A 3,321-nucleotide genomic window follows, 5' to 3' on the forward strand; every position below is an offset into this window, starting at 1 on the left:
CTGCTCGCCCACTACTGGTCACCGCAACCGCAACTGGCCTTGGGGCTGGCGCTGCGGGGCAAAGCGACGTCAGCCATGGATATCTCCGACGGGCTGCTGGCCGATTGCGGGCATATCGCCAGGGCATCGGCTGTCAGCCTGTTGATCGAGCGCGACACCTTGCCGTTGTCGGCGGCGTTGCTGGCGTTTGTCGGTCGCGACGAGGCGCACGTAGCCGCGTTGAGCGGCGGCGATGACTATGTGCTGGTGTTCACCTTGCCGCCGGCCGAACTGGTGCCGTTGCGGGCGGGCGGCTGGCCGGTCCATGTAATCGGTCGGGTCCAAGCGGGGCAGGGCGTGACACTGCTCGACGCCAACGGACAAGACATCACTCCGGCCGTGCACGGCTATCAGCATTTTCATCAGCTGCCGTAGTCGGCGCTGCTGCGTTACCCTTCATATGAATATCTCCACGTAGGAAGTCATCCTTATGAGTGTGCGCTGCTGGCTGCTGATCATGCTGTGCGTTATGACCCCTGCGCTTGAGGCGGACGAAGCCCGGTTGCCCGGCAAGATCGTCCTGGCCAGCGAGGAGTGGAGCAACTACACCAACAGGGATGGCAGCGGCCTGGCCTGGGACGTGTTACGCCAGGTGTTCGAACCGGCCGGCGTCGCCCTGCAAGTCCGCAGCGCGCCCTATACCCGCTCGGTCGGCTTGGCCCAGCGTGGCGAGGTGGACGGTTGGGTCGGTTCCTACCGCGACGAAGCCGAGCACGTACTTTATCCGCACTGGCACTTTGACTCCGATCATATCTACGCCCTCGGTCTGGCAACGCTGCCCACGCCGAGCCTGGCGACGCTCGGTGATTACCGCCTGGCCTGGGTGCGTGGCTACAAATACGAGAAATACCTGCCGAACGTACGTCGGTTCAACCAGGTCGAGCGCCGCGACGGTATCCTGTCGATGCTGCAGCATGGCCATGCAGACCTCTACATTGAGTCGCTCACCGAAGCCGAGTATGTGCTCAGTCAGGCCGACGATCCGTCGCGATTCACACTCACCCACCTCACGGAACTGCCGCTCCACGTGGGCTTTGCCGATAACGAACGTGGGCGGGCACTGAGGACCTTGTACGACCAGCGCATGGCCGTGCTGGTGAAAACCGGCGACTTGAAGCCGATTTTTCAACGCTGGAAGCAGCCGTATCCGTTCTGACCTGCATAGAACCAAGCCGAAGGCCAATCGAACCTATTGATCTTTATCAGCGATCATTCAGCTTAAGCGTCTGTAGGAACAGGCTGTTACAATGGCCGCCTCTGTGAAATCTGAAATCAGGAGCACACGGTGCCCGTCGTTTTCGTCGCCGCTTCCAAGCTGCCTACTCCCTTTGCCACGTTCACCATGCATGGCTTTCTCGAAGAAGCCACCGGGCGCGAGCACGTTGTGCTCAGCCTGGGCGATATCGCTGATGGTGCGCCGGTGCTGGGCCGCGTGCATTCCGAATGCCTGACCGGCGACGCGCTGTTCAGCCAGCGCTGCGACTGCGGTTCGCAATTGGAAGCTGCGCTGCAGGCTATCGCCCGCGAGGGCCGTGGCGTGCTGCTGTATTTGCGTCAGGAAGGCCGTGGCATCGGCTTGTTGAACAAGATCCGCGCCTATGAATTGCAGGATGGCGGTGCCGACACCGTGGAAGCCAACGAGCGCCTGGGCTTTGCCGCCGACCAGCGTGACTACGCCATCTGCCTGCCGATGCTTGAGCATCTGGGCGTGAAGTCGCTGCGCCTGATGACCAACAACCCGCGCAAGGTCAAAGCCTTGACCGAAATGGGCATCACCGTGGCCGAGCGTGTGCCGCTGCATACCGGGCACAACCCGCACAACAAACTGTACCTGGCCACCAAAGCCAGCAAGCTCGACCACATGATGGGCAACGAGCATCAGGGCGAGGTCGACCGCGCGTGACCCGCGGCCAGGTGAAACGTCGACTGTCCTTCAACTGGTGGCAGTACCTGGCCCTGGCATTGCTCCCATTGTTTGTGATCAACCTGGTGTTCGGCCGCGCCGAGTCCTTGCTTCCCGTACTGGCCATGCCGTTGTTTATCGCCGGCGTGGCCTCGATGTTTCTCAGCCTGCGTTATTTTCACGGCTATAAACATGCGCTGATCGCCACGTCCAAGGCCCTCGATACTGCCGAAGAACCTGCCGCCTGGATCACTCTGGCGGCGCGTCGACGTACAGCCTTGCTGGTGGCTGCGCTGCCGGCCTGGATCGGCGCGTTGGCGGTGTTCGTCGGTCTGGAAGCGGTGCCGCTGTGCTTGCTGGCGCTGTCGACGACGGTGCTGTTTTACCTCTATCGCATTCCGCGTCAGTTGGGATGAAACGCTACTGGCTGGCGTTGTTGCTCGGGTTCAGCGTTCAGGTGTTGGCCGCCGAGCGCGTTGTCAGTCTGGCGCCGTCGCTGTCTGAAATCGTCGTCGAATTGGGCGCTGCCGATCTCTTGGTGGGTGTGCTCGATGGCGGCGAGCGGCCGTCGGCCCTTGCGCAGGTGCCATCGGTCGGGCGTTACGGCCAGTTGGACATGGAGCGCCTGCTCAGCCTCAATCCCGACCTGATCCTGCTCTGGCCCGGCAGCGTCGGCCCGGCTCAGCGCGAGCAATTGCAGCGCCTGAATATCCCGGTGTACGTTGCCGAACCCCATGACCTTGAACAATTGACCCGCCAGGTCCAGGCCATTGCCGAGCAATTGGGGCGTGCCGACGCCGGCCTGGCCTTGGCCGATCAACTGCGCCAGCGCCTCGCCGAACTGCGCCAGCGCTATCGGCGCGCCGAGCCGTTGCGCGTGTTTTACCAGGTCTGGAACCAGCCGCTGTACACCGTGGGCGGCGAGCAGATCATCAGTGATGCGTTGAAGGTGTGCGGGGCGCGCAATGTGTTCGACGACCTCAAGCTGCCGGCGCCGCAGGTGAGTATTGAGTCAGTGTTGCAGCGTGATCCGCAGTTGATCCTGGTGGGCGATCAGGCGCAGCGGGAGGCCTGGAAGGTCTGGCCGAGCCTGTTCGAGCGCGTGCGGTTGGTACCGGACAAGGGCCTGGAGCGGCCCAGTGGGCAGATGCTGGAAGCGGTGGCGCGGTTGTGTCAGGTGATTGCGCCGAGCCTCTGACATCGCTATCGCAGGCAAGCCAGCTCCCACAGGGGAATGCATTTCAAGTGTGGGAGGGGGCTTGCTCCCGATGGCGGCCTCTGGGCCGACCAGGATGCTGGATTGGACCGGGTACATATCCGTTTCTGCGGTAACGGCTGCTATGGGTTCCGCTTTTACAGCGGCTCACTTTTGAAAAGCG

The 3,321-nt window shown here is 62.5% G+C and carries 5 protein-coding genes; all 5 read left to right on the plus strand.

Annotated elements, in window-relative coordinates:
* Positions 1 to 414 (plus strand): thiamine-phosphate kinase (locus BFP90_RS07225; protein ID WP_256097459.1); only part of this gene is annotated, 414 nt, incomplete at its 5' end.
* Positions 415 to 469: 55 nt separating this feature from the next.
* Entirely contained in the window at positions 470 to 1,195 is a 726-nt protein-coding gene (locus BFP90_RS07230; RefSeq protein WP_065896351.1) for a substrate-binding periplasmic protein, read from the plus strand.
* Between the two features lie 129 nt (positions 1,196 to 1,324).
* Positions 1,325 to 1,942 (plus strand): GTP cyclohydrolase II, encoded by a 618-nt coding sequence (gene ribA, locus BFP90_RS07235; protein ID WP_057724861.1) that lies wholly within the window; start codon positions 1,325 to 1,327, stop codon positions 1,940 to 1,942.
* The gene (locus BFP90_RS07240; RefSeq protein WP_065888382.1) at positions 1,939 to 2,358 is read left to right on the plus strand and encodes a nuclear fragile X mental retardation-interacting protein 1; all 420 of its coding nucleotides are present in this window, start codon (positions 1,939 to 1,941) and stop codon (positions 2,356 to 2,358) included. The genes ribA and BFP90_RS07240 overlap by 4 nt, the downstream gene beginning before the upstream one ends.
* Positions 2,355 to 3,140, plus strand: a complete 786-nt coding sequence (locus tag BFP90_RS07245) for a cobalamin-binding protein (protein ID WP_065896352.1) — start codon at positions 2,355 to 2,357, stop codon at positions 3,138 to 3,140. Before BFP90_RS07240 ends, BFP90_RS07245 begins: the two co-directional genes overlap by 4 nt.
* Positions 3,141 to 3,321: the final 181 nt, after the last annotated feature.

Origin of the sequence: Pseudomonas sp. 24 E 13, assembly GCF_900004715.1 — a bacterium.
Taxonomy (GTDB): domain Bacteria; phylum Pseudomonadota; class Gammaproteobacteria; order Pseudomonadales; family Pseudomonadaceae; genus Aquipseudomonas; species Aquipseudomonas orientalis_A.

Bases quoted from the DNA above. Each gene is read 5' to 3' on its own strand.
- BFP90_RS07245 (WP_065896352.1), top strand. From the start codon at position 2,355: ATGAAACGCTACTGGCTGGCGTTGTTGCTCGGGTTCAGCGTTCAGGTG.
- BFP90_RS07230 (WP_065896351.1), top strand. From the start codon at position 470: ATGAGTGTGCGCTGCTGGCTGCTGATCATGCTGTGCGTTATGACCCCT.